Annotated in this window: 16 protein-coding genes; 5 read left to right on the forward strand and 11 right to left on the reverse strand. The window is 73.7% G+C overall.

Going from position 1 to position 18,509, the window contains the following annotated elements:
* Positions 1–113 precede the first annotated feature (113 nt).
* The 11 genes from ABLE53_RS10730 to ABLE53_RS10780 form a co-directional block, all read right to left on the reverse strand.
* On the reverse strand, positions 114–1,238 hold the full coding sequence (locus tag ABLE53_RS10730; RefSeq protein ID WP_348858887.1) for an NDMA-dependent alcohol dehydrogenase: 1,125 nt from the start codon (positions 1,236–1,238) through the stop codon (positions 114–116).
* 2 nt (positions 1,239–1,240) lie between these two features.
* Entirely contained in the window at positions 1,241–2,617 is a 1,377-nt protein-coding gene (locus ABLE53_RS10735; protein ID WP_348858889.1) for an FAD-dependent oxidoreductase, read from the reverse strand.
* Positions 2,614–4,347, reverse strand: coding sequence for a dihydroxy-acid dehydratase domain-containing protein (locus ABLE53_RS10740; protein ID WP_348858891.1), 1,734 nt, complete (start codon positions 4,345–4,347; stop codon positions 2,614–2,616). Before ABLE53_RS10740 ends, ABLE53_RS10735 begins: the two co-directional genes overlap by 4 nt.
* Positions 4,344–5,141 carry an IclR family transcriptional regulator gene (locus ABLE53_RS10745; RefSeq protein ID WP_348858893.1) on the reverse strand — a complete coding sequence of 266 codons (798 nt, stop codon included), beginning with the start codon at positions 5,139–5,141 and terminating at the stop codon, positions 4,344–4,346. Before ABLE53_RS10745 ends, ABLE53_RS10740 begins: the two co-directional genes overlap by 4 nt.
* An 82-nt stretch (positions 5,142–5,223) precedes the next feature.
* Positions 5,224–5,430: a ferredoxin gene (locus ABLE53_RS10750; protein WP_348858895.1), complete on the reverse strand. Its 207-nt coding sequence runs from the start codon at positions 5,428–5,430 to the stop codon at positions 5,224–5,226.
* Positions 5,427–6,683 carry an NADH-ubiquinone oxidoreductase-F iron-sulfur binding region domain-containing protein gene (locus tag ABLE53_RS10755; RefSeq protein WP_348858896.1) on the reverse strand — a complete coding sequence of 419 codons (1,257 nt, stop codon included), beginning with the start codon at positions 6,681–6,683 and terminating at the stop codon, positions 5,427–5,429. The genes ABLE53_RS10750 and ABLE53_RS10755 overlap by 4 nt, the downstream gene beginning before the upstream one ends.
* Complete coding sequence (locus ABLE53_RS10760; RefSeq protein WP_348858897.1) at positions 6,680–7,273, reverse strand: ferric reductase; 594 nt, start codon at positions 7,271–7,273, stop codon at positions 6,680–6,682. The genes ABLE53_RS10755 and ABLE53_RS10760 overlap by 4 nt, the downstream gene beginning before the upstream one ends.
* Complete coding sequence (locus ABLE53_RS10765; protein ID WP_348858899.1) at positions 7,270–8,205, reverse strand: FAD:protein FMN transferase; 936 nt, start codon at positions 8,203–8,205, stop codon at positions 7,270–7,272. Before ABLE53_RS10765 ends, ABLE53_RS10760 begins: the two co-directional genes overlap by 4 nt.
* Positions 8,202–8,510 carry a hypothetical protein gene (locus ABLE53_RS10770; RefSeq protein WP_348858900.1) on the reverse strand — a complete coding sequence of 103 codons (309 nt, stop codon included), beginning with the start codon at positions 8,508–8,510 and terminating at the stop codon, positions 8,202–8,204. The genes ABLE53_RS10765 and ABLE53_RS10770 overlap by 4 nt, the downstream gene beginning before the upstream one ends.
* A gap of 57 nt (positions 8,511–8,567) precedes the next feature.
* Positions 8,568–9,893: a HAMP domain-containing sensor histidine kinase gene (locus tag ABLE53_RS10775; protein ID WP_348858902.1), complete on the reverse strand. Its 1,326-nt coding sequence runs from the start codon at positions 9,891–9,893 to the stop codon at positions 8,568–8,570.
* Complete coding sequence (locus ABLE53_RS10780; protein WP_348858904.1) at positions 9,890–10,582, reverse strand: response regulator transcription factor; 693 nt, start codon at positions 10,580–10,582, stop codon at positions 9,890–9,892. Before ABLE53_RS10780 ends, ABLE53_RS10775 begins: the two co-directional genes overlap by 4 nt.
* Before the next feature lie 134 nt (positions 10,583–10,716).
* Here ABLE53_RS10780 and ABLE53_RS10785 point away from each other — a divergent pair, with 134 nt between their 5' ends.
* The 5 genes from ABLE53_RS10785 to ABLE53_RS10805 all read left to right on the forward strand — a co-directional run bounded on the left by ABLE53_RS10785 (position 10,717) and on the right by ABLE53_RS10805 (position 18,456).
* The gene (locus tag ABLE53_RS10785; protein ID WP_348858906.1) at positions 10,717–12,375 is read left to right on the forward strand and encodes a SulP family inorganic anion transporter; all 1,659 of its coding nucleotides are present in this window, start codon (positions 10,717–10,719) and stop codon (positions 12,373–12,375) included.
* Between the two features lie 102 nt (positions 12,376–12,477).
* Positions 12,478–14,769, forward strand: coding sequence for an HAD-IB family hydrolase (locus tag ABLE53_RS10790; protein ID WP_348858907.1), 2,292 nt, complete (start codon positions 12,478–12,480; stop codon positions 14,767–14,769).
* Entirely contained in the window at positions 14,769–15,956 is a 1,188-nt protein-coding gene (locus ABLE53_RS10795; protein WP_348858909.1) for a zinc-dependent alcohol dehydrogenase, read from the forward strand. Before ABLE53_RS10790 ends, ABLE53_RS10795 begins: the two co-directional genes overlap by 1 nt.
* The gene (larAH, locus tag ABLE53_RS10800) at positions 15,953–17,533 is read left to right on the forward strand and encodes an NPN-dependent hydroxyacid isomerase, LarAH14/15/16 family (protein WP_348858910.1); all 1,581 of its coding nucleotides are present in this window, start codon (positions 15,953–15,955) and stop codon (positions 17,531–17,533) included. The genes ABLE53_RS10795 and larAH overlap by 4 nt, the downstream gene beginning before the upstream one ends.
* Positions 17,530–18,456, forward strand: coding sequence for a lysophospholipid acyltransferase family protein (locus ABLE53_RS10805; RefSeq protein ID WP_348858912.1), 927 nt, complete (start codon positions 17,530–17,532; stop codon positions 18,454–18,456). The genes larAH and ABLE53_RS10805 overlap by 4 nt, the downstream gene beginning before the upstream one ends.
* Positions 18,457–18,509: the final 53 nt, after the last annotated feature.

Raw genomic sequence — 18,509 nt, forward strand, 5'->3', positions numbered from 1 at the left:
AGCCTGCCGTGGTGCATGGGCGGCCTCAGCTGACGGGGACGGCGGTCGGTCGCCGCAACCCTAGCGGCGCGGCTCCAGCCACCGCCTCCCGGCCCGGTGTCGCTGCCCGCGCCTCACTCACCGGAGCCGTCGTGGACGAGCAGGCCGCGGATGATGCGGCCCTCGTCGAGGTCCTGGTAGCCGACGTTGACCTCGTCGAGGGAGTAGCGCCGGGTGATCAGCTCGTCGAGCATGAGCTGGCCGTCGCGGTAGAGCCGCAGCAGCCGCGGGATGTCGTAGAGCGGGTTGCACTTGCCGAACACGTGACCCTGGATCCGGCGCTGGAAGCCGACCAGGGCACCGTTCGCCGCCAGCTGCACTTGTGTCTCGCCGGTGTTCCCGACCGACGTGACGGTCACCTGCGCGTCCTTGCCGACCATGTCGGCGGCCTGCGAGACCACCTCGGCGGTCAGGACGCCGACCGTGCAGATCGCGTGGTCGGCCATCTGCCCCCAGGTCAGCTCGCGCACCGCCTCGCGCGCCTCGGCCGCCGTCGCGAACGCGTGGGTCGCGCCGAAGCCGAGCGCGCTCTCGCGCTTGAAGGGCACCGGGTCGACGACCACGATGTGGCGCGCTCCGGCGTACCTTGCGCCCTGGACGGCGTTGCTGCCGACCCCGCCGGCACCCAGGATCACCACGGTCTGTCCGGCGCGTACGCCGGCGGCGTACACCGACGAGCCCCAGCCGGTCGGCACGCCGCAGCCCGCGAGCGCGGCGACGTCGAGGGGGATGTCGTCGTCGAGCCTGATGCAGGACGCCTCGGAGACGACGGCGCGCTCGGCGAAGGTGCCGAGCATGCAGAAGCCGCCGAGGTCCTCGCCGCCGTCGTGGAAGCGGACGGTGCCGTCGGAGAGCAGGCCGGTGAGCATCTCGGCGCCCTGGTCGCAGAGGTTCTGCCGCCCGGTCGAGCAGTAGCGGCAGGTGCCGCAGGCCGGGATGAACGAGCAGACCACCCGGTCGCCGATCGCCACCCGGGTGACGCCCTCGCCGACCGCCTCGACGATCCCGGAGCCCTCGTGGCCGCCGACCATCGGCAGCCGTACCACGGAGGCGCCGGTGCGGATGTGCTCGTCGGAGTGGCACAGACCGGAGTACGCGAACCGGATCCGGACCTCCTTCGCCCTGGGCTCGTCGAGCTCGAGCTCGGTGATCTCCCAGGGCTTGCCCGGCTCACGGACGATCGCTGCGCGGGTTCTCATCGTCACCTCTCGGGTGCTGTCGTGGGGGCTGGGTCGGGAGGGAGGTCGGTGCCGAGGTAGGCGCCGGTCTCGACGAGCCGACGCTGGAGCTCGGGGACGTCGACCTCGCCGACCGGCACGTCCTTGGCGATCGCGAGGTCGGCCGCGATCCCGGCGGCCTGGCCCATCGCGAAGCACGGGCCGGTGACCCGCGCGGAGGACTGCCCCCACTGCGTCATCGACGCGCTCCGACCCACCGCGAGCAGGTTGTCGACGCGGCCCGGCACCAGCATCCGGTAGGGAAGCTGGTTGAAGCCGCGGCTGTCGGCGGCGTACGGGAAGCGGAACTCGACGTCTCCCTCGACGTGGGCCTCGACCGGCCAGCCGTTGACGCCGATCGTGTCGGGGAAGTCGACGCAGCCGAGGATGTCGGCCTCGCTGAGCTGGTAGGCGCCGACCACGCGCCTGGTCTCGCGGATCCCGATCTGCGGGGCGATGTCGACGATGTAGGACTCCTCGAAGCCGGGCGTCGCCGACCTGATGAAGTCGAACGTCTCGCGGACCTGCCGTCGGCCCTGGATCTCGCCGTGGGTCAGCTGGTGGACGTCGGTGCCGTCGACGGCGCTGCCGTCGGGGTTGCTGAGCTGGGTGAGGTTCGAGCGCCACTCGGCGGGGTGCCGTTGCGGCCTGACGATCGGCTTCTTCCGCGGGAAGGCGTGGGTGCCGGCCGCCTCCGCCTCCGCCATCTGCTCCGCGACGGTCCGCCAGGCCTCGCCGGCGCGGTCCGGGTCGACGCCGTTGATCCGGAACATGAGCGACGGGTAGAGCAGTCGCTCCGACACCTCGACCGGCGCGCCCGCCCAGGTGGCGAGGTCGGCGTCGCCCGAGGCGTCGACGAAGACCCGGCCGCGGACCGCCGCCCGGCCGGACTTCGACTCGATCACCACCGCGTCGATCTCCGCGGGCGTGCGCATCACCAGCCCGACCGCCAGCGCGTGGAAGAGGAGCTCGCCCCCGCCGGAGAGGACCAGCTCGTCGGCGGCGATCTTGTACGCCGAGATGTCGAACGCCTGCGCCATGATCCGGTCCTGCACGCTCAGGTGCGGCTCGCTGAGCCCGTCGAGCGCGGCGAGCCGGTCGTAGAGCTCGTCGGCGTACCCGTGGATGACGAGCCGGTGCTCGCCGTGGACCCGCGCGTGCAGTCCGCAGAACGTCGACAGCCCGCCCATCGTGCCGGCCCCGCCGAGGAAGCCGTAGCGCTCGAGCAGGATCGTCGAGCGGCCGGCGCGCGAGGCCGCGGTCGCGGCCATCAGGCCGGCCGGCCCGCCGCCGACAACCACGACGTCGTACTCGTCGATGACGGGGACCGTCGCCGCGGGCAGTGTGAGGGTCTCGGTCATCGGCTGGCGCCCTTCTCGATCCGGGAGCGGAGCACGGCTCCGCACGCGAGGGGTTGTACGGCGGCGCGGTACTGCTCCAGGACGCCGTCGGCGGCGTTGTCGACGGCGTCGGCGGGTGGTGCGTACGCAGGCCGGGCCGCGAGGACCGCCGGGTCGACGAGGAGGTCGACGGTGCCGGCGGCGAGGTCGATCTCGATCTCGTCGCCGTCGTGGACCCGTCCGAGCGGGCCGTCGGTCGCGGCCTCGGGGGAGACCTCGCCGATCACGATGCCGTGGTTGACCAGGCCGCTGGTCTGGCCGTCGGTGATGACCGCGACGCTCTCGCCGAGGTCGCGGGCGTCGAGGGCGAACACGAACGCCGAGATCATCCCCATCGCGGGGCCGCCGACGAGGCCGATGCCGCGGATGATCGCGACGTCGCCCGGCTTCACCCTTCCGTCGGCGATCGCCTGGACGCCCTCCTCGCGGGAGTGGAAGACCCGGGCCGGGCCGCGGAAGCGGCGCGGGCCGGGGTCCGGGATCGGGCGCTTCGCGACCGCTCCCTCCGGGGCGAGCGAGCCGCGCAGGACGACGATCGCGGGGGTGGTCGAGGCGGGCTCCTCGAGCGTGCGGATGACCTCGCCGTCGGCGGGGCGTACGCCGGCGAGCCGCTCGGCCAGGGTCACCCCCTCGACGGTCTGCTGGTCGCCGTCGAGCAGCGGGAGCAGCTCCTTGAGGACGGTCGCGGCGCCGCCGGCGTCCTCGAGGTCCTCGGTCAGGTGCGGGCCGTTGGGGCGGATCGAGCACAGCGTCGGGGTCTCGCGGCCGAGGCGGCGGAAGGTCTCCCACACGTCGACCGCGACGCCCGACTCCTCGGCGATCGCCTGCAGGTGCTTGATGGTGTTGACCGAGCCGCCGACGGCCAGCATCAGCCGGGCCGCGTTGGTGATCGAGCCGGCGGTGATGATGTCGCGCGGCCGCTGGCCGCGCTCGAGGACCCCCGCGAGGGCGCGGGCGGCTCGTCGTACGCCGTCCCACATCCGGTCGCTGTTGGCGCGCACGGGCGCGGAGCCGCCGACGGCCATGCCGAGCGCCTCGGCGGCCATGTGCATCGAGTTGGCGGTGGCGAGCCCCGCGCAGACGCCGGGGCCGCGGATCGCGCCGTCGGCGAGCCTGACCACCTCGGGGTCCAGGGTGCCGTCGACCGCCTTCTTCGCGGCCAGCAGGAAGACCTCCTCGACATCGGCCTCGCCTCGCTCGGCCAGCCCGTTGTGCTGGTAGCCGCACGGCACGATGACGGTCGGCAGGTCGAGCCGCCCGGCCGCCATCAGGTGCCCGGGCGTGGTCTTGTCGCACGAGCTCAGGCAGATCATCCCGTCGAGTTGCGCACCCTCGACGACCACCTCGATGTCGTTGGTGATCAGGTCCCGGCTGGGCAGGATGTAGCGTCCACCCCGGCCGGCGCTCGTGATGAAGTCCGAGGGCGCCGTGGTGCGGATCTCGAAGGGCAGCAGGCCCAGCGCGCGAAGCTCCTCCTTGAGCACGTCGACGATGCCGTCGAGGTGGGCGAAGCAGGCGGCGAGGTCGTTGGAGGTGTTGACGATCGCGACCTTGGGGCGGTCGAGGTCGTCGGGGCTCAGGCCCAGCGACACCCACTGCGCCCGCCGGGTGACGGCGAGGGCGCTGTGGGGCGGGAAGTTGCTGCGCAGCGCCGTGAGGTGGCCGATGGTCGCTCGCTGACGCTCGCTCACGCCAGCCCCTGCTCCCACGCGGTCCGCTGCACGGCCCGCGCGGTGCTCCGGATCAGGTGGCCGTACGGCGTCTCCGCCGACCCCTCCGGCACGACGATGGAGACTGAGCCGAGCGGGCGGCCGAGCCGGTCGAGGACCGGCGCGCCGATCGATACCCGCGGGGCGGTCTTGCGGTCGCTGACGGCGAACCCCTCGGCCCGGGTGCGGGCGAGCTCGCGGCGGATCGTGGCCGCCGAGCTGCGGCCGGTCGCGCGCTGCCGGTCGAGCCGGGCGAGGTAGCGGTCCTGGAACGTCGGCTCGCTGAACGCGAGGATCGCCATCCCGACCGCGACGACGTGGAGTGGGTCGCGCTGGCCGATCCGCGGCCTCTCCGCGCCGCCGCCGCGGGGACGGAGGCTCTCGACCACGACCACCTCGTCGTCCTGCGGGACGCCGAGGTGCACGGGGTAGCCGGTCGATGCGTAGACGTCCTGCATGAACGGCAGCGCCACGCGCTGGACGCCGTACGTCTTCGGCGTCAGCAGCCCGAACCGCCAGACGGCCATGCCGATGCAGAGGTTGTCGTCGCGGTCGCGGTCCAGCAGCCCGAGCCGGAGCATCTCGGTGACCATCCGGTGGGTGGTCGAGAGCGGCAGGTCGGCGCGGCGGCTCAGCTCGGAGAGGCTCAGCCGGGTGTGCTCGTAGTCGAAGGACGACAGCAGCCGGTGGACCCGGCCCAGCGACGTACGCCGGGGGCCGGTGGCGGGTCGGTCGTCGTCGTGCGGTCCGGGGGCTGCCGTGGGGGGATCGGTCATGGGTGAGGTGAGCGACGTCACACCCCGATCGTGCCTCGCCCTCCGACTGGTCGGGAGCCGACTTCCGATGGCCGGAAGCGGCTCAGTCACGCTCCAGACGCAGCGCGAGCCGGGGGCAGACGGACACCACTCGTCGGGCGTCGGGTGTCTCGGCGTCGGCGACCTCGGCCCGGAACAGCGGGAAGCCCCAGTCGTCGACGGCGATCCGCTCCGGCCACAGCCGTGCACACAGGCCGTGGCCGTCGCAGCGGGTCCAGTCGATCACCAGCCGCCGCCGACGCTCGCTCATGCGGCACTCCACGGCAGCGGCAGCACGCCGAGGGTCGGCCGGCCGCAGCCGCGGCCGGATGCATGCGCGGCGACCTCGTCGGCGTACGCATCGAGCGCGCTCGCGATGAACCTCACGGCTCCGCCGGGGTGTCCGCAGGCGCCGCGCCCGTCGACGAGGCCGAGCCGCCGGCGCAGGCCGCCGAGGTCGACCCGGGCGCCGGAGTGGAGCGCCGCCAGGTCGCGGGCGGCCGAGGCCAGCCCGAAGACGCACGGCCCGCACTGCCCGGCGGACTCGGCGGCGAGCCAGTGCGCGACCCGGGTGACCTCGCCGAGGGAGCACGTCGTGTCCGGAAGTACGCCGAGGACGCCGGCGCCCCAGGAGACGCCGCGACTCCGCAGCGAGCGCCGCTCCAGCCGCAGTCCCGTGATCGAGGTCCACGTGCCGTGGTAGCCGCCGACGAGCGCCGGCTTGTCGCCCAGCGGCCCAGTCAGCAGGTCGAGCGTGACGCCGTTCGGGACCTCGGCGACACCGGGGCGCGGGACGTCGCCGAGCATCGTGACCAGGCTGGTGCCGGGCTCGTCGGTCGAGCCGAGGGCGGCGTAGTCGGCGACGCCGAAGGTCGCGAGCAGCCCGAGTTGGCCGAAGGTCTCGACGTTGGAGACGAACGTGGGGTCACCGCCGAGCCCGCTGACGTGGGGGAGCGCCCTGCGCCCGTCGGGGACGGCCGGCAGACCCTCGACCGCGTGGATCAGGGCGCTTGCCTCGCCGGCCACGAAGCCGCCGGGCGTGAGCACGACCGCGAGGTGGTGGGCGTCCGCGCGCTCACTGCACGCCGCGGCCAGGATCTCGGCGGCCGGCCGGTCGTGGACCGCGATCGTGACGTGGCGGGTGCCCAGGGCGGAGCCGACCACGAGGGCGCCGTCGATCACCCGGTGCGGGGCGCGCCGCATCAGCACGCGGTCCTTCCGACTGGCCGGCTCGCTCTCGGTGCCGTTCACGAGGACCCGGGTCGCCTGCCCGGCGGGCACGGCCGCCAGTTTCGTGGCCAACGGGAAGGCCGCGCCGCCCCGGCCCAGCAGTCCGACCCGGCGGGCGGCGTCGACGAGCCAGGCCTGGCTGCGACGGATGGGGGCTCCGGTGGCGGCGAGGTGCTCCGCGTGGGTGAGCGGCCGGTCCTGGGGGACGCCGGCGAGGAGCCGGGCTGCGCCGAGGGCGAGGACCGGCGGGGTGTCGTCGGGCTGTGCGGTCGGTGGGATCGCGGTCGCGGTCATCGGGTGCCTCCCGTCGAGAGTCGGAGGTGGCCGCGGGCGTCGGGGACCCGCCGGAGCCGCGCACCCGCCCGCACCAGCAGGGCACCGGCCACAGCGGCGCCGCAGACGGCGTACGTCGCCACGCCCCACCACGTCCGGGTGTCGGTGCCGGAGAGGAGCCCGTGGGCCATGCTCAGCAGCCAGCCGACGTACGCCGCCACGTGGATCGCGCGCCAGGAGCGGGCGAAGCGCGCGGAGCCGGCGAGCCGACCGCGGAGCCACCCGGACAGCGCGGTCACGACGACGGCGTAGAGGCCGAGGACGCCGATCGCCATGGCGAGCGGCCGGTAGCCCGACCCGAACGGGAGCAGTGCCGCCACGACCGGGACGTCGACGTAGCTGTCGGCCACCGCGGCCACGAGGTGGAGCACCAGGGCGGCCAGCCCGAGGACCGCCGTCGAGCGGTGGGCGAGCTGGCGCAGCAGGCGGCGGTCGAGGCCGTCGGGGGTCTCCTCGCCGGTCGTCGCCAGCGCGCCGAGGGCCGTGCTGCCGGTGAGCGCGAGCAGGGCGACGAAGCCCAGGGAGCGCATGAGGTACCAGAGCAGCATCACGCCACCTCTCCCTCGAGGCTCCGCGGCCAGCCGCCCAGCGTCGTGACCGAGCCGTCATGGCCGACGAGACGGGCCGCGAGCCCGCGGCCGGTGATCCGCCGGCGGGCCGCATCGGCGTCGACCAGCGCCCAGGTGCTGACGACGTTGGCGGCCAGGGCCGAGGGGGCCCAGACCGTCGCCGTGCGCCAGCGGCCCGCTGCCGGCAGGCCCGTGCACGGGTCGACGACGTGGTGCAGCGTGCTGCCGTCGGCCGCCGCCCAGCGGCGGCCGGTGGTGGAGGAGGTGGCGAGACCGCCGTACGACAGGCCGAGGCGTACGGCGGGGCCGGACTCGGTCTCGGAGACGTCGATCCGCCACTCGCGGGAGGGGGTGCCGGCGGCGGACAGGTCGCCGCCGAGGCCGACCAGCACGGCCCCGCCGTACCGCTGGTGGACGCGGCGCGCCGCCTCGTCGGCCGTCCACGCCTTCGCGGTGGCGCCGAGGTCGAGGAGCGTGCCGGCAGGTACGCCGACCCGCCGCAGCGCGCGGTCGACGGCGACGGCGCGCCACGTCCCGCGGTGCGACGTCGCCCCGGGCGGCTGCGTTGCGGACCGCCGACGTACGACGTCGATGTCGGCGTCGTAGCCGATGGCGACCAGCGCCGACCCGACGGTCGGGTCGACGGCGCCTCGGGTGTCGCGGGCGGCGTCGAGCGCGACCGTCACCAGGTGCAGGGTCAGGGGCCGGACGGGGACAAGGACCCCTGCGCGGCCGTTGATCCTGGCCAGGTCGCTGTCGGGGCGGAACCGGCTGACGGCGGCGTCCACCTCGGTCATCAGGTCGCGTACGACGCCGGCCGCGCCGTCGAGGTGCCGGGCGTCGTCCACGGTGACGCTCACGGCGCACGACCAGTCCCGCCAGCGGGCCGTCGCGGGTGCCTCCGTCGCGCTCATGACGAGTGGCTCGATCCGTCGGCGGGGCCGGACTGGCCACCGGACACGCCACCCGAGGAGCCCTGACCCGAGGAGCCGCCGTCGTAACCCTGGGAGCCGTCGTAGCTCTGATAGCCCTGATAGCCCTGGTAGCCGTCGTCGGTGCCGGAGCTCGTCGAGTCGTCGGTGCCGCTGGAGAGATCCGATCCGGACGAGGTCGCGTGGGCGGCGGCGACCGTGAAGGCGGTGGTGGCGGCGACGCCGACCCCGATCGCGCCGTACAGGTAGCGGCGGGAGCGGGCCCGGATGCTCGGTCGGGTGGTCATGTCGCCGATCATCCGGCGCCGTCCTATGACGGCCCTTTGGCCTGCGTTAAGTCCGGGTCAAGTCTTGCCGTCGGCGGGGTCCACGGCGGGGAGGGTGAGGCGTACGCCGCCGTCGACCAGCGACAGCGACCCGCCGGCGCCCTCGGCGAAGGACCGCGCGATGTCGAGCCCCAGACCCGTCGAGTCGTGGTGGCTGCGTCCCCGGTCGAGCGCCGCGGGCGGGATCCCGGGGCCCTCGTCGAGGACCTCGACGACCGAGGAGCCCTCGACCCGTACCGCCACCTCGAAGGCAGTGCCCTCGGGTGTGTGGGCCAGGACGTTCTCGATCAGCGCGTCGAGCGCGGCGCCGAGGTCCTCGGCCGCGGCGCGGACCGGCACCTCCCCGTCGGGCAGCGTCACGGTGACCTTCCTGCCCTGGTCCTCGGCGAGCGGGCTCCAGAAGGCGACCCGCTCGCGCATGACCTCGACGGCGTCGCACCGCGGGTGGACGCCCTCGCGCTGCGGCCGTCGGGCGGCGTGGATGATCTGGGTGAGTGTGCGCTCGAGGGCCGCGACGTGCGCCTCGAGCTCGTCCTTGGCCGTCCCCGCGGGCAGCGACTCGACCCCGAGGCGTACGGCCGTCAGCGGCGTGCGCAGCCGGTGCGACAGGTCGGCCGTCGTCTCCCGCTCCCGGGCGAGCAGCTCGTCGATCCGGTCCGCCAGCGCGTTGAGCTCCACCGCGACCCGGGACACCTCGGCCGGCCCCTCGACGGGCGCTCGGGCGAGCAGGTCGCCGCCGCTGAGACGTACGGCGGTCTCGGCGGTCCGCTCCAGCGGCCGGGCCAGCCGGCGCGCGGTGATCTCCGCGGCGCCGGCGGCGAGCAGCAGCAGCGCGACCGCGCAGCCGGCAACGATCAGGCAGCGCTCGACCACCTCGTCGCGGACGGCGCGGTCGGGGGCGAGCGCGAAGACCTGCGCCACCCCCTGGGTGCTCTGGGCGTCGAGCTCGACGACCCGGCCCTCGTCGACGTCGGTCACGGTCGCGGATGACACCCGGCCGAGGTCGTCGCGGTCATGGTTGTGGCCGAGTCCCGAGTGGTCCCGCTCGCGCGGTGCGACGCCGTCGGGCAGGGCGGCCCCCAGCACGTCGCCGTCGCCCATCACGACGGTCACGGAGCAGTGACCGCGGGCGTTGAGGCGGTCGAGGTACTGCGAGAGCACCGTGTCGTCGTACCTCCCGGTGGAGAGGTAGTCGGCCGTGCTCTGCGCGGCCGCGCGGGCGTCCTGCTCGAGGTCGTCGTACGCCGCGGAGCGCAGCAGGAGCGCGATCGGTACGCCGGCCAGCACGACCACGAGCGCGGCGGTGCCGGTGGCCAGCAGCAGGATGCGGGCGCGCAGGCTCAACGGCGCGCCACCGGGTCGACCAGCTTGACGCCCACGCCTCGGACGCTGACGAGGTAGCGCGGCTCCGCCGCGGTCTCTCCGAGCTTGCGACGCAGCCATGAGAGGTGGACGTCGACGGTGCGGTCGGCGCCGCCCCACGGCAGCTGCCAGACCTCCGCGAGCAGCCGCTGCTTCGTGACCACCTCGCCGGGTCGCTGCATGAGGGTGTGGAGCAGGTCGAACTCCTTGCGGGTCAGCTCCAGCTCGCGTTCCCCGAGCCGGGCGGTCCGCCCGACCGGGTCGAGGCGGAGGTCGCCGACGGCGAGGGTCCGATCGTCCGCGGGCGCCGGTGAGGTGCGCCGCAGCACGGCCCGGATCCGGGCGTCCATCTGTGCGGCCGAGAACGGCTTCACGAGGTAGTCGTCGGCGCCCGCGTCCAGCAGCCGGATGATGTCACGCTCGTCGTCGCGCGCGGTCGCCACGATCACCGGCGCCGACTCCACTACCCGGCTCATCGCAAGAACGTTGGCTCCGTCGATGTCGGGCAGGCCGAGGTCCAGCACGATCACGTCCGGGCGGTTAGCGGTGAGCGAGGCGATGGCGTCGGCGCCGCTGGCGACGGGGGTCACGGCGTGGCCCAGGTCGGCGAGACCGCGGGTGAGCGCGGACCTGATGGCGCTGTCGTCCTCGACGAGCAGTACCTGGGCCATGGACCGAGCGTAGTGTCCCGCCCGCGCCGGGCGGCGGGCCGCTTGACCCGGACTTGACGGTCCGTTGGTCGTCCGTTGACGGCGTACGCCTTGAAAACTTCTTCAATTGGTCACATTCGAATTATCCTTCCCGCGTGTCGGTTGCCCAGGTCCGTGCCCGCGCCTCCTCCCTGCTGCCCGGGAGGGAGGACCTGCTGGCCGTACGCCGCAACCCCCGTGCCGACCTGATCGCCGGCGTGACCGTCGCCGTCGTGGCGCTGCCGCTCGCGCTCGCCTTCGGCGTGAGCTCGGGGATGGGCGCCGAGGCGGGCATCGTCACTGCGGTGATCGCGGGCGTCGTGGCCGCGGTCTTCGGCGGCTCCAACCTGCAGGTCTCCGGCCCGACCGGTGCCATGACGGTCGTGCTGGTGCCGGTGATCCACGAGCACGGCGCCGACGGCGTGCTCATGACCGGGCTCATGGCCGGCGTGATGCTGCTGGTCATGGCCGGACTGGGGCTCGGCAGGCTCGTCCGCTACCTGCCGGTGCCGGTCATCGAGGGCTTCACGGCCGGCATCGCGGTGACGATCGCGCTGCAGCAGGTGCCCGGCATGTTCGGGCTCGCCGGCGGCGACCAGGACCACACCTGGGCGGTCGCCTGGGACGTCGTACGCCGCTGGGCGGACTCGCCCCACTGGACACCGGTGCTCACGGCACTGGCCGTCGCGGCATTCATCCTGGTGGCCGGCCGGTGGCGGCCGGTGGTGCCGTGGTCGCTGGTCGCGATCGTGCTCGCCACCGCCGCGTCGGAGCTCCTCGACCTCCCGCTCGACGGGCTCGGCGAGCTACCGGCCGGCCTGCCGGCGCCCAGCGCGTCGTTCCTCCACCTCGGCGACCTCGGCGGCTTGGCGCCCGCGGCAGCCGCCGTCGCGGCGCTGGCGGCGCTGGAGAGCCTGCTCTGCGCGACGGTCGCCGACTCGATGACCGTGGGGGAGAGCCACGACCCCGACCGCGAGCTCGTCGGCCAGGGGCTGGCCAACCTGGCGGTGCCGTTCTTCGGCGGCGTGCCCGCGACGGCGGCGATCGCGCGTACGGCCGTCAACGTCCGCGCCGGGGCGCGGTCCAAGCTCGCGCCGGTCACCCACGCGGTCGTGCTGCTCGTCATCGTCAGCGCGCTGGCCCAGATCGTCTCTCACATCCCGCTCGCCGCCCTCGCGGGCGTCCTGCTCGCCACCTGCGTCCGGATGGTCGACGCCGCCTCGGTCGGCGCGCTGCTGCGGTCCACCCGCGGCGACGCGTTCGTGCTCGTCCTGACCTTCGTGGTGACGGTGGTCTTCACGCTCGTCGACGCGGTTGTCGCCGGCCTGCTGGTGTCGGTGCTCTACGCCCTGCGCCAGGTCGCACGCGAGGTGCGCGTCGAGCAGGTCGAGCTCGCCCGGGGCGACCACAGCGACGAGGAGCACGAGCTGCTGAAGCAGCACATCGCGGCGTACCGCTTCGACGGGCCGCTCTTCTTCGCCGCCGCCCACCGGTTCCTGCTCGAGCTCGCCGACGTCGCCGACGTACGCGTCGTCGTGCTGCGCATGAGCCGGGTGAGCACCATCGACGCGACCGGCGCGAAGGTACTCGACGAGGTGGTCCGCCGCCTCGAGCACCGCGGCAAGATCGTGATGATCTCCGGCATCGACCCCGCCCACGACGAGGTGCTCGAGCGTCTTGGCGTCGCCGACCACCTCCGCGCCGACCGGCGGATCCACCGCGACACCCCGTCAGCGATCGCGCGGGCCCGTGAGCTGGTCGCGGCGCTGGCGTAGGCCCGGCCACAACCCCCGACTCGACGGGGCACAACCCCCGACTCGACGGTCGTGGCGCGCCCCGCCGCCCGCACGGGAGGCTGACAGTGCAGAATCTCCAGGGTGATTGAGCGGACCGGGGGAACGATCAAGGAGCGTCTCGCGGGCCAGCACGTCCTGCTGACCGGCGTCACCGGCTTCGTCGGCGAGGCGCTGCTCCACCTGCTGCTGACCGAGGTGCCGGGCGTGCGCCTCTCGGTGCTGGTCCGCCCGAAGGGGTCGACGAGCGGTGCCAAGCGCGTCGAGAAGCTGCTCGGCAAGCCGATCTTCGCCGAGGTCGTCGAGGCCGCCGGCGGGGTCGAGGCGCTCACGGGCTCCCGGGTCGCGGTGGTGGAGGGCGACCTGTCCGCGCCGCCCGCGCTGCCGACCGACCTGGACGCGGTGGTCCACTGCGCCGGCGACGTCTCCTTCGACCCGCCGGTCGACGAGGCGTTCACGACCAACGTCGTCGGCGTGCGCGCGCTGCTCGAGCGGGTGCGCGAGGCCAGTCCGGCGGCCCACTACCTTCACGTCTCCACGGCGTACGTCTCCGGGCGCCGGCGCGGCCACATCCCCGAGGCGCCGGTCGATCACACCGTCGACCTCGACGCCGAGCTGGCGTGGGGGCTCGCCCAGCGCGCCGACATCGAGGCGCGCTCTCGCAGCGTCGACGTCCTCGGCCGGGAGCGCCGCCGGGCCGAGCGCGAGCACGGCCGGGCCGGCCTACTGACCGCCGCCGCGGCGACCGAGGAGGCCCGGAAGCGCTGGGTCAAGGAGGAGCTGGTCCGGGTCGGCACCGAGCGCGCCCGGAGCCTCGGCTGGACCGACTGCTACACGTTCACGAAGGCGCTGGGGGAGCGGGTCGTCGAGGCGTACGCCGTCGAGGGGCACCGGGTGACGATCTACCGCCCGTCGATCATCGAGTCCGCGCTGAACCGGCCGAACCCCGGCTGGATCGAGGGCTTCAAGATGGCCGAGCCGCTGATCCTCGCCTACGGCCGCGGCGAGCTGCCGCTCTTCCCTGCCGCGGCCGACACGACCATCGACATCGTCCCGATCGACCAGGTCGTGAGCTCGATCGTCGCCTGCCTGGCGCACCCGCCCGAGCCGGGCTCGCCGGCGTACTTCCACCTCGCGTCCGGCGACCGCAACCCGGTCACGTTCGGCATGCTCTACGACTACGTCAGGGCCTACTTCGAGGAGCACCCGTTCTCCTTCGGCGACCGCGGCGCCGCCCGGCTGCCCGAGTGGACCTGGCCGGGGGCGCACACCGTCGAGCGGGTGATGAGCACCGGCGAGCGCGCGCACAAGGTCGCCGACCGGCTGCTCGGGCTCGCGCCGCGCAGCGACCGGGCGCGCTCCTGGGCGCGCAAGCTCGACCTCCAGGGCCGCCGGCTGCGGTTCCTGCGGCGCTACCTCGACCTCTACAAGGAGTACGCCCAGGCCGACCTGCGCTTCGTCGACGCCAACACGCTCGCGCTCTACCGCTCGCTCTCGCCCGAGGACCAGCGGACCTTCGCCTTCGACACCGCCGTCATCGACTGGTACGAGTACCTCCACGACATCCACGCCCCGGCCGTCACGAAGCCGGTCCGCGAGCTCGACGAGCTGCGCAAGCTGCGCGAGAGGCGGTCCTCGGTGGGGCAGCTGAAGAAGCTGGAGCCGAAGCCCGCGGTCGCGGCGTTCTTCGACATGGACGGGACGCTGCTGTCCTCGAACGTCATCGAGACCTACCTGTGGATGCGGCTCGGCGAGCTGCCGCCGTCGGGCAAGCTCGCGGAGACGGCGCGGATCGCCGGGAAGCTGCCGAAGTTCGTCAACGCCGACCGCAGGGAGCGCGGTGCGTTCCTGCGGACCGTCTACAAGGAGTACGCCGGCGCGCTGCTGTCCGACCTCGACGCGATCGTCGATGAGCACCTGACACAGCACGTCCTCGCCCGGTTGGCGCCGGACGCCGTACGCCGGATCAGGCAGCACCGCGCGGCCGGGCACCGGACGGTGCTGATCACCGGCGCCGTCCGCCCGCTGACCCGGCCGCTGGCGCCGCTGTTCGACCACATCGAGGCGGCCGACCTCGCGGTCGACGCGCGCGGCTACTGCACCGGCCACCTGGCGTCCTCGCCGCTGGTGGGGGAGTCGCGCGGGGCGTTCGTGCGGGAGTACGCCCGTCGCAACGGGGTCGACCTCAAGGCGTCCTTCGCGTACGCCGACAGCCACTCCGACCTGCCGCTCCTGGCGGCGGTCGGCAACCCGGTGGCGGTCCGGCCCGACGTACCCCTCTTCCGGCACGCCCGGACGTCGCACTGGACGATCGTGGACTGGGCCTCTCCCGGCCACGCCACCCGCTCGCTCGACCCGACGGGGGGGATCCGCTGATGCTCGCGCTGGAGATGTTCCGGTCGGTGCCGAAGACGATGATCGGCAAGGCCGCGGGCGGCCGGATCCCGATGCTGCTCACCGGCCTCGCGGCGCCGTTGCGGCTGGTGACGATCGACCCGCCGCAGGTCGACGGGCCGGGCTGGGCGCGGCTGCGGGTCCGGCTCTCCGGGATCTGCGGCTCCGACCTCGGGATGCTGTCGGGGAAGACCTCGCTCTACTTCTCGGCGGTCGTCAGCCTGCCGTTCGTGCCCGGCCACGAGGTGGTCGCCGAGCTGCTCGAGGACTGCGAGGACCTGCCCGCCGGCACCCGGGTGGTCGTCGACCCGGTCCTCACCTGTGCGGTCCGCGGCGTCGAGCAGTGCCAGGCCTGCGAGCGCGGCGAGACCAACCGCTGCTCGCGGATCACCGTCGGCGACCTCTCGCCCGGCCTGCAGACCGGCTTCTGCCACGACACCGGCGGCGGCTGGAGCCAGCAGCTGGTCGCCCACCGCTCCCAGCTCCACGCCGTGCCCGACGGGCTCTCCGACGAGCAGGCGCTGCTGATCGAGCCGGTCGCCTGCGCCGTCCACACCGCGCTGCGCGCCGGCGTACGCCCCGGAGACCGGGTGCTCGTCTCCGGCGCCGGCGCGGTCGGGCTGCTCGTCACGCTCGCGCTCCGCGAGCTCACCAGCGCGGGAGAGGTCCTCGTCGTCGCCAAGCACGGCCACCAGCGCGAGCTCGCGCAGGACTTCGGCGCCACCGAGGTGGTGGCCCCGAAGGAGACGCTGCGGCGCGTACGCCGGGCCACCGGCGCGTTCCAGCTCGAGCCGGAGTACTCCTCGCCCTACCTCCTCGGCGGGGTGGACGTCGCGATCGACGCGGTCGGCTCCAAGCAGTCGCTGGAGACCTGCCTGCACGCGACCCGCGCTGGCGGCCGGGTCGTGCTGTCGGGGATGCCGGCGGCGGCGGACCTGTCGGCCGCCTGGTTCCGCGAGCTCGACGTGGTCGGGACATACGCCTCCGCCCGCGGCGAGGACGCCTTCGCGAAGGCGACGGAGCTCGTCGCCCACGACTCCGTCGCCCGCATGTCCAAAACCGTCGCCTCCTACCCGCTGCACCGCTGGCGGGAGGCGCTCGACCACGCCCACTCGGCCGGCCGCCTCGGCACGGTCAAGGTTGCCTTCGATCCGAGGAGTTCCTCATGACCCGCCCGGGCTTCGTCCTTGAAGTCGACGACCGTACGCCGCCGCTGCTCGTGCACGAGGGGCTCGGCTTCCGGCTGGAGGAGTTCCCGCTCGGCACCCGCGTCGTCTACCCGCCCGAGTCGGTCCCCGCGGTGCCCGACGTCGAGCAGGCGATCAGCGACGCGCTGCTGCACCCGGTCGACTCAGAACCGCTGCCGGAGCTGCTCTTCCCCGGGATGCGGCTGACGATCGCGTTCGACGACCTGTCGCTGCCGCTGCCGACCATGCGCGCCCCCGACGTACGCGGCCGGATCATCGAGCAGGTCCTCACCCTCGCCGCCGAGAAGGGCGTCGACGACGTCGAGCTGGTCGCCGCCAACGCGCTGCACCGGCGGATGACCGCCGCCGAGATCCGCCACATCGTGGGCGAGCGGGTCTTCCGCAGCTTCTGGCCGCAGGGGGCGCTCACCAACTTCGACGCCGAGGACCGCGCCAACCTCGCTCACCTCGGGACCACCGAGAAGGGCGAGGACGTCGAGATCAGCAAGCGGGCCGCGGAGTCGGACCTGCTCGTCTACGTCAACGTCAACCTCGTCGCCATGGACGGCGGCCACAAGTCGGTGGGGATCGGGCTGGCGTCGTACAAATCGCTGCGCCACCACCACAACGCCAAGACGATGGTGCACTCGCGGTCGTTCATGGACCACAAGCACTCCGAGATGCACTCCTCCGCGTGGCGGATGGGGCGGCTCATCAAGGAGCACGTGAAGGTGTTCCAGATCGAGACGACGCTCGACAACGACGTCTTCCCGAAGCCGTACGACTTCCTGATGAAGCGGGAGTGGGAGTGGTCGGTCAAGGACCAAGCCACGATGCTCGGGATGCGGCGCGGGCTCGCGCTGGCGCCGCGGAAGCTGAGGCACAAGCTGTTCCACGACCTCCGGTCGGCGTACGGCGTCACCGGGATCAACGCGGGCGAGGTCGAGGCCGTCCACGACCGGACGCTGGCGAACGTGCACCGCCAGCAGCGGGTCGAGGTGCAGGGCCAGTCCGACGTCCTCGTCATGGGCGTGCCGTACCTCGGGCCCTACAACGTCAACAGCTCGATGAACCCGATCCTCGCGACCTGCATGGGGCTCGGCTACTACTTCAACTCCTACCTCGGCAGGCCGCTGGTCCGGCAGGGCGGCGCGGTGATCCTCTACCACCCGCTCGACGAGGGCTTCAACACGCTCCACCACCCGTCGTACGTCGACTTCTACGAGGAGGTGCTCGCGGAGTCGACCGACCCGGCGGTGGTGGGTGAGAAGTACGAGCAGCAGTTCGCCACCGACGAGTGGTACCGCCACCTCTACCGCACCTCGCACGCCTACCACGGCGTCCACCCGTTCTACATGTGGTACTGGGCCGCGCACGCCATGGACCACGTCGGCGACGTGATCTGGGTCGGGGCGAGGCGGCAGGTGGCGTCGCGGCTCGGCTTCCGGGCCGCCTCGACGCTGGCCGACGCGCTCGAGATGGCCTCCGGGACGGTCGGCACCTCGCCGTCGATCACCTACCTGCACAACCCTCCGCACCTGCTGGCGGACGTGCGATGAAGCGCTCGTTCTGGCGCGACACGGTCGCGGACGTCACGCAGGTCAAGCGCGGCTGGCGCTGGGGCCACCGCGCCCAGGTGCCGCGCTCGGCGGAGCCGTTCGTGCCGCCGCCGTCGAGGAACGTCTACCCCAACGACTGGTCCCGCACGCCCGCGGCGATGGCTGTCCGCGAGGCCGCGCAGAAGGCCGGGCTGGAGCCGGTCTTCCGCTCGCAGGTGCGCACCCGCGTGGAGGGGCTCGACGTCCTGGACCGGCTGACGGGCCCGGTCATCTTCGTCGCCAACCACGCCTCCCACCTCGACACCCCACTGCTCCTGCTGTCGCTGCCCGACGAGTGGCGGCGACGTACGGCGGTGGCGGCCGCGGCCGACTACTTCTTCGACACCTGGTGGCGCGCGGTCGGCTCGTCCCTGCTCTTCAACACGCTGCCGATCGACCGCCGCGGCGGCACGCTGTCGGCCACGCCGGGCGAGGTGCTCGCGGACGGCTGGAGCCTGGTCATCTACCCGGAGGGGACGCGGTCGAAAGACGGCTGGATGGGGAACTTCCGGATGGGGGCTGCCTACCTCGCGGTCGAGCACGGCGTCCCCGTCGTACCCGTCGCCCACCGCGGCACCTTCGCCGCCATGCCGCGCGGCGCCTCCTGGCCGGCGCGCGGGCGGCGCCAGCTCACCGTGCGCTTCGGCGAGCCGCTCGTCCCGGCCGAGGGCGAGTCGGTGCGCGCGTTCGCGCCGCGGATCCGCGACGCGGTCGCCCGGCTCCTCGACGAGGAGCAGACCGACTGGTACTCCTCCCTGCGCCGCGCCGCCTCCGGCGACACCCCCGACCCCTCGGGCCCGGACGTCGCCCAGTGGCGCCGGGTCTGGGCCTCCACCCAGTCACCGGACATCGAGCCCGGCAGGATCCGCGCCTGGCGCCGTTGAGTCCGGGGTTGTGACCCGTCGAGTCCGGGAGTGTGACCCGTCGAGTCCGGGGT

Origin of the sequence: Nocardioides asiaticus, assembly GCF_040049175.1 — a bacterium.
GTDB lineage: Bacteria > Actinomycetota > Actinomycetes > Propionibacteriales > Nocardioidaceae > Nocardioides > Nocardioides cheoyonin.